At 66.3% G+C, this 7,401-nt stretch carries 4 protein-coding genes; 1 reads left to right on the top strand and 3 read right to left on the bottom strand.

Features of this window, described 5'->3' with window-relative positions; genetic code table 11:
- Positions 1 to 112: 112 nt before the first annotated feature.
- From RTO53_RS10110 to RTO53_RS10100, 3 genes are read right to left on the bottom strand one after another with little or no spacing between them, the layout of a single operon-like run.
- Positions 113 to 1,495 carry an efflux transporter outer membrane subunit gene (locus tag RTO53_RS10110; protein ID WP_312237670.1) on the bottom strand — a complete coding sequence of 461 codons (1,383 nt, stop codon included), beginning with the start codon at positions 1,493 to 1,495 and terminating at the stop codon, positions 113 to 115.
- Positions 1,488 to 4,688 carry a multidrug efflux RND transporter permease subunit SmeE gene (smeE, locus tag RTO53_RS10105; RefSeq protein ID WP_312237669.1) on the bottom strand — a complete coding sequence of 1,067 codons (3,201 nt, stop codon included), beginning with the start codon at positions 4,686 to 4,688 and terminating at the stop codon, positions 1,488 to 1,490. Before smeE ends, RTO53_RS10110 begins: the two co-directional genes overlap by 8 nt.
- Before the next feature lie 12 nt (positions 4,689 to 4,700).
- Complete coding sequence (locus tag RTO53_RS10100; RefSeq protein WP_312237668.1) at positions 4,701 to 5,879, bottom strand: efflux RND transporter periplasmic adaptor subunit; 1,179 nt, start codon at positions 5,877 to 5,879, stop codon at positions 4,701 to 4,703.
- Between the two features lie 234 nt (positions 5,880 to 6,113).
- Here RTO53_RS10100 and RTO53_RS10095 point away from each other — a divergent pair, with 234 nt between their 5' ends.
- Complete coding sequence (locus tag RTO53_RS10095) at positions 6,114 to 6,782, top strand: TetR family transcriptional regulator (protein WP_312237667.1); 669 nt, start codon at positions 6,114 to 6,116, stop codon at positions 6,780 to 6,782.
- Positions 6,783 to 7,401: the final 619 nt, after the last annotated feature.

The raw sequence follows: 7,401 nt of genomic DNA, 5'->3' as shown, positions 1-7,401 counted from the left end.
ACCGCCGCGTCGCCCCGGTAGTGCCGAGCCATGCTCGGCAACCGCGCACCGCGCGGCACCTGCCTCCGACGCCCGTCATGCGAACGGCGACACCTCGCCTCTGCGGCGCCGATCACCCGCGCTCGTGCCAACCGCCGCCCAACACCTTGTACAGCGCCACTTGGTTCGACTGCTGCGCCAGCTGCGTGCTGACCAGCGACTTGCGCGCGGTGTACGCGGTGCGACGTGCATCGAGCAGGGTCAGGAAGCTGTCCAGGCCGGCATCGTAGCGGGCCTGCGACAACGTCTGTGCCTGCTCGGCGGCGGCCACCAGCGCCTGCTGCGAGGCCAGCTGCGCATCCAGGCTGTCGTTGAGCACCAGTGCGTCGGCGGCCTCGCGGAAGCCGGACTGGATCGCCTTTTCATACTGGGCCAACGCAATGTCACGGTCGGCGGTAGCCACGCCCAGATTGGCGCGCAGCTTGCCGCCCTGGAAGATCGGCAGGTTGAGCTTGGGCATGAAGCTCCACACCCGCGTACCGCTGTCGAACAGATTGGACAGTTCCGAGGAGGCCGAGCCGATGCTGCCGGTCAGGCTGATCGACGGGAAGAACGCCGCGCGCGCCGCGCCGATGTTGGCGTTGGCCGAGAGCAACGTGTGCTCGGCGGCCATCACGTCCGGACGGCGCAGCAGCACCTCGCCCGGCACCCCGGCCGGCAGCGGACGCAACGCCGCCACCTCGGTCACCTCGGTGGTCGGCAGCAGCGTGTCATCGACCGGTCCACCAGCCAGCAGCACCAATGCATTGCGGTCCTGCGCCACCTGCCCGGCAAAACGGGCCACATCGGTGCGCGCGGTTTCCACCAGGGTGCGGGTCTGGCTCAGCTCCAGTGCCGAGGCACCGCCGAGCTGGCGGCGCGCCTCGGTCAGGCGCAGCGAATCTTCATAACTTGCCAGCGTAGCCTGGGCGATGCGCAGCTGTGCGTTGTCCGCGCCCAGGGTGAGCCAGGCGTTGGCGACCTCGGCGACCAGGCTCAGCTGTGCGCTGCGCCGGTTGGCCGCTTCGGCGAAGTACTGCTGCAGGGCGGCCTGGCTGAGATTACGCACCCGACCGAACAGATCCAGCTCGAACTCGACCACGCCCAGATTCGCGCTGAACTGTTCGGTGACCGGCGCATCGCCACCGCTGCGGGTCATCTGCCCCTGCACGCCCACCGCCGGCACGCGGTCGGCGCGCTGGATGCGGTACTGCGCGCGTGCCCTTTCAACATTGAGCACGGCCACGCGCAGGTCACGGTTGTTGTCCAGCGCCTGGTTGATCACCGACTGCAGGCGCGGATCGACGAAGAAATCGCGCCAGCCGATGTCCGCCACGTCGACCGTGCCGGCCGCGGCAGCGGCAGGCCACTGTGCCGGGATCGCCGGGGCGACCTCGGTACTGCGCGGCACCAGCGAGGCACAGCCGGACAGCGCCAGCGCCACGGCCACGGCGAGCAGGGAGGGAAGCTTATTCATGCGGACCACCTTCGGCCTTGTCGCCGTTCTGCGTCACCGTCACCGGGGCGGTGCTGTCGTCGGTTGTCGTCGGCGGCGTGCCGCCACGATTGAACACGCGCTGCACCACCACGAAGAACAGCGGAATGAAGAACACACCCAGCAGCGTGCCCACCACCATGCCGCCCAGCACGCCGGTACCGATGGCCTGCTGTGCGCCCGAACCTGCACCGGAGGCGATCGCCAGCGGCAGCACGCCCAGGCCGAACGCCAGCGAGGTCATGATGATCGGGCGCAGGCGGTCACGCACGGCGTGCATCGTCGCGTCGATCAGGCTGGCGCCCTTCTCCAGGTTTTCCTTGGCGAACTCCACGATCAGGATCGCGTTCTTGCTGGTCAGGCCCACCGTGGTCAGCATGGCCACCTGGAAGTAGATGTCGCGTTCCATGCCGCGGAAGGTGTTGGCCAGCACCGCGCCGAGGATGCCCAACGGCGCCACCAGCAGCACCGAGGTCGGCACGCTCCAGCTTTCATACAGCGCGGCCAGGCACAGGAACACGATCAGCAGCGACAGCGTGTACAGCAGCGGCGTCTGCGAACCGGCCTGGCGTTCCTGGTAGGACAGCGCGGTCCACTCGATGTCGAAGCCGGCCGGCAGCTGCTTGGCGAGCTTCTCCACTTCGCTCATCGCATCGCCCGAGGCCACGCCCGGGGCGGGCTCGCCCTGGATCTCCATCGCCGACACGCCGTTGTAGCGCTCCAGGCGTGGCGAACCGTAATCCCAGCGCTGGCTGGCGAAGGCCGAGAACGGCACCATCTCGCCGGCGGTGTTCTTGACCGACCACAGGTTGAAGTCTTCCGGGTTCATGCGGAACGGCGCATCGGACTGCACGTACACGCGCTTGACCCGGCCACGGTCGATGAAGTCATCGATGTAGCTGCTGCCCCAGGCCGCGGCCAGCGTGGTGTTGACCGCTTCCAGCGACAGTCCCAGCGCGCTGGCCTTGCCGACGTCGATGTCGATGCGCAGCTGCGGGGTGTCTTCCTGCCCGTTCGGGCGCACGTTGGCCAGCAGCTTGCTCTGCCCGGCCATGCCGAGCAGCTGGTTGCGTGCGTCCAGCAAGGCCTGGTGACCGGCACCGCTGGTGTCCTTCAGGAAGAAGGTATAGCCCGAGCCGATGCCCAGTTCCGGCATCGCCGGCGGCGGGAAGGCGAAGATGAAGGCGTCCTTGATCCCGCCGAGCGCGGCCATCGCTCGACCGGTGATCGGCATCGCGCCCTGGTCCTTGTCACGCTCCTTCCAGTCCTTGAGCTTGACGAAGGCCATGCCCGCGTTCTGGCCCATGCCGGCGAAGCTGAACCCCTGCACCGAGAAGATCGACTCGATGGCGTCGGCCTCGTTTTCCATGAAGTGCTTTTCGAGCTTGTCGATCGACTCCAGCGTGCGTTCCTGGGTGGCGCCGACCGGGGTCTGCACCAGCGCCATCAGGATGCCCTGGTCTTCATTGGGCAGGAACGAGCTGGGCAGGCGCATGAACAGCAGGCCCATCACCAGCGCCAGCGCGGCAAACACGCCCATGAAGCGCCACGGACGCGCCAGGATGCCGCGCACGCCGCGCTGGTACTTCGCACTGGAACTGTCGAAGCCGCGGTTGAAGGCATTGAAGAAACGACCCGACCAGCCCTTGTGGGCGACATGGTGCTCGCCCTTCTTCAGCGGCTTGAGCAGGGTCGCGCACAGCGCCGGGGTCAGCACGATGGCGACCAGCACCGACAAGGCCATCGCCGAGACGATCGTGGCCGAGAACTGCCGGTAGATGACGCCGGTGGCGCCGCTCATGAAGGCCATCGGCACGAACACCGCCGACAGCACCAGGCCGATGCCGACCAGCGCGCCGGTGATCTGGCTCATCGATTTGCGCGTGGCTTCCAGCGGCGACAGGCCTTCCTCGGACATGATCCGTTCGACGTTTTCCACCACCACGATGGCGTCATCGACCAGCAGGCCGATCGCCAGCACCATCGCGAACATGGTCAGCATGTTCACCGAGAAGCCCAGCGCAGCCAGGATGCCGAAGGTGCCCAGCAGCACCACCGGCACGGCGATGGTGGGGATCAGCGTGGCGCGGAAGTTCTGCAGGAACAGGTACATCACCAGGAACACCAGCACGATGGCTTCGATCAGGGTCTTGATGACGCCCTTGATCGAGACCTGCACGAACGGCGTGGTGTCATACGGCACCACCGCCTTCAGCCCGGCCGGGAAGTTCGGCTGCATCTCATCCAGTGCCGCGCGCACCCCGTTGGCGGTGGCCAGCGCGTTGGCGCCGGTGGCCAGGGTGATGGCGATACCCGAGGACGGCTTGCCGTTGTAGCGGGTCACGAAGTCGTACGACTCCGCGCCCAGCTCCACGCGGGCCACGTCGGACAGACGCAGTTCGGCACCGTCCTGCGCGCTGCGCACGATGATGTTGCGGAACTGTTCGGGGGTCTGCAGGCGATCCTGCGCGTTGATGGTGGCGTTGAGCTGCTGGCCCTTGATCGACGGCGCGCCGCCGAGCTGGCCGATGGCGACCTGTGCGTTCTGGGCGGTGATCGCCGCGATCACTTCGGCGGTGGACAGCTTGTAGGTGTGCAGCTTGTTGGGGTCCAGCCAGATGCGCATGGCGTACTTGCCACCGAACACCTGGATGTTGCCCACGCCCGGCACGCGGCTGAGCGGGTCGACGATATTGGAACCGACGTAGTCGGAAATATCGTTGGCGTCCATGCTGCCGTCTTCGGACACGAAGCCGAGTACCTGCAGGAAGCCGCTGCTGGACTTGGCCACGTTGATGCCCTGGCGCTGCACTTCCTGCGGCAGCAGCGGCATGGCCAGCTGCAGCTTGTTCTGCACCTGCACCTGGGCGATGTCCGGGTCGGTACCGCTCTGGAAGGTCAGGGTGATGGTGGCCTGGCCGTTGGAGGAGCTGTTGGAGGAGAAGTAGATCAGGCCATCCAGGCCCTTCATGTTCTGCTCGATGATCTGCGTCACCGAGTCCTCGACCACCTTGGCCGACGCACCCGGGTAGCTGGCGCTGATCTCGACGGCCGGCGGTGCCACTTCCGGGTACATCGACACCGGCAGCTTGAGCACCGCCAACGCACCGGCGAGCATGATGATGATCGCAATCACCCACGCGAAGATGGGGCGATCAATGAAATAACGTGCCATGGAATTCTCCGGTTACTGCTGGGCGGCGGCGGCCGCCGGCGCAGCGGCCGGCCTGGCCGGGGTCGCGCCCATTTCGGTGGCCTGCACGGGCATGCCCGGCTGGATCTTCTGCAGGCCTTCGACGATGACCTTGTCACCGGCCTTGAGCCCGTCTTCCACCAGCCACTTGTTGCCCAGCGCACGGCTGACCTTGACCGGCCGCACTTCGACCTTGCCGTCCTTGCCCACCACCATGGCGCTGGTATCGCCCTTGGGATCGCGGGCGATGCCCTGCATCGGGACCAGGATCGCGTTGTCGCGCACGCCGCTGCCAACCTGGGCACGCACGTACATGCCCGGCATCAGCACCTGGTCGGGATTGTCGACCTTGACCCGCAGCGCGTAGCTGCCGGTGGTGGGGTCGACGCTGACTTCGGAGAATTCCAGCGTGCCCTTGTGGTCGAACTCGGTGCCGTCATCGAGCAGGATCGTCACCGGCAGGGTCTGGTTGTCCTGCAGGCGACCGCTGGCCAGTTCGCGGCGCAACTGCAGCAGTTCGCTGGCCGACTGGGTCAGGTCGACATAGATGGGGTTCAACTGCTGCACGGTGGCCAGCGCATCGGCCTGGCCGGCGCTGACCAGCGCGCCCTGGGTGACCGAGGACTTGCCGATGCGGCCGCTGATCGGCGCGGTGATGCGGGCATAGCCGAGGGTGACATTGGCCGCGTCCAGCGCGGCACGCGCGGCACCGACATCGGCCTCGGCGGTCTTCAGCGTGGCGATGGCGTTTTCGTTGTCCTGCGTGCTCACCGCTTCGACCTTGGCCAGCTCACCGATGCGCTTGGCGCTCAGGCGCGCGGCATTGGCGGTAGCTTCGGCGCGCGCCAGCTGGGCGCGGGCGCTGTTGGCCTGGGCGCGGTAGCTGGCGTCGTCGAGCTGGTACAGCGCCTGCCCGGCAGTGACCAGGCTGCCTTCGGTGAACAGGCGCCTGGCGACAATGCCGCTGACCTGGGGACGCACTTCGGCGACCAGGAAGGCATTGGTGCGGCCCGGAAGCTCGCGGGTCAGGCCGACCTGTTCGGCCTTCAGGGTGGCGACGGTGACCTGGCCCGGCCCGCCCTGCGGACCTTGCTGGTCTCCCCCGCCACAGGCGGACACGGTCAAGGCGATCGCGAGGGACAGCGCGAGAAGACGGTACGGGGATCGGGACATGGTGGGGGGCTCACGGCAAACGAAAAGGGTCTCCCGCAGCCGGATTCTCGCGATAAATGCGACGAAAAATCAGTCAACAGGACGGCAAAGTGAAGCAAATCCATGGGTTGCGGCGGTTTCGCGGATACGCGCGGTCCGCACCGAGGATCAGTGGGAGGGAAATATACATACATGCATGTTTGTTTGTAAAGCGGTACAATTCAGGCCGGTTTCATCCAGCAGCTGCACAGCGCCATGGCCAGAAAAACCAAAGAAGAGGCGCAGGCCACCCGCGAGGGCATCCTCGATGCGGCCCAGGTCTGTTTCCATGAATACGGGGTCGCGGGCACTAGCTTGGCGATGATCGGGGCGCGCGCGGGCTATACGCGGGGCGCGGTGTACTGGCACTTCAAGAACAAGACCGAGATCCTGACGGCGATGATCGAACGGGAGCGGATTCCGTTCATCGAGCGGTTGCGGCGGACGACATCGTCCAAGCGCAATACGCCGGTGCTGGACCTGCGTTCGGCGTTGCTGGTGTCCTTCCAGGAGCTGGCCGACGATGAGAGGCTGCGCAACATGATGGAGATCATGCTGCGCAACGATCTGTCGGTGGAAAGCCAGGCGATGCAGGAGCTGCAGTTGGAGGCGTCGCGCGAGGAACTCGGCATTTTCGCGGCGGCGTTCCAGCGCGCGCGCGAGTTGGGCCAATTGCGCGAGGGGGTGGACGTGGACACGGTGGCGCGGATCGTGAGCACGAGTCTGACCGGGGTGTTGTACAGCGCGATGCTGGAGCCGGAGCTGTTCGAGATCCGTCGTGATGGCGCAGAGACCCTCGATGCGATCCTCAGTGCGTTCGTGAAGCCGGGCGTGTTCACCCCGGGCGCGGCGCCGACGGCGTTGCCTACTGAGGATGAGGCTTAAAGCTTAAGGCGTAGAGCCGAAGACAAACGCGGGTTCTGCCTGCGCATTTGTGGGCGGGGGTGTGTGGGTTCGCGGGACACGCTGCAAGTACGTCCATGTAAGCTCGCGTACGCCATCCATGGCGTACGACGGTCCCGCGAACCCACACACCCCCACCCTCGACAGTTGGCTGGTGGCCTTGGCGGAGCGAAGCGGGAGGAGCGGGAGGAGCGGGAGAAGCGTCGGCTTGTTGGGTTGGCTCTGCCGCGCGGGTGAAGCATCAGGCTTCATGCGATGGATTTGAAAGCACTACAATTGCAGGCCAACCCGTGCGCGCAAAGGCAGTGCGGGGTTACTCCTCCACTGCGCGGCAGCGCTGTCTCCCAACCCAAGTACGTGCTGGCAAAACACACGGTGCTTGGCCTTCATCTATACGAAGCGATGCCCCGATGTAGTGCGGCAGCATCTGGGCGAAGAGCCAGCGCAAGCGCCTGACGTTTTTCCGTGCCGAGGCCACCAGCCAACTGTCTGGGGCGGGGGTGTGTGAGTTCGCGGGACCGTCGTACGCCATGGATGGCGTACGCGAGCCTTATCTGATCGGAATCTGGCAGTTTAGGTGTCGAGAGCCGGCGTGGGCCGC

The organism is Stenotrophomonas sp. (genome assembly GCF_031995405.1).
Taxonomy (GTDB): Bacteria; Pseudomonadota; Gammaproteobacteria; order Xanthomonadales; family Xanthomonadaceae; genus Stenotrophomonas.
This window is presented reverse-complemented; position numbering and strand designations above follow the sequence as displayed.

Coding starts and splice junctions, on each gene's coding strand:
- RTO53_RS10110 (WP_312237670.1), bottom strand. CDS start 1,495: ATGAATAAGCTTCCCTCCCTGCTCGCCGTGGCCGTGGCGCTGGCGCTG.
- smeE (WP_312237669.1), bottom strand. CDS start 4,688: ATGGCACGTTATTTCATTGATCGCCCCATCTTCGCGTGGGTGATTGCG.
- RTO53_RS10100 (WP_312237668.1), bottom strand. CDS start 5,879: ATGTCCCGATCCCCGTACCGTCTTCTCGCGCTGTCCCTCGCGATCGCC.
- RTO53_RS10095 (WP_312237667.1), top strand. CDS start 6,114: ATGGCCAGAAAAACCAAAGAAGAGGCGCAGGCCACCCGCGAGGGCATC.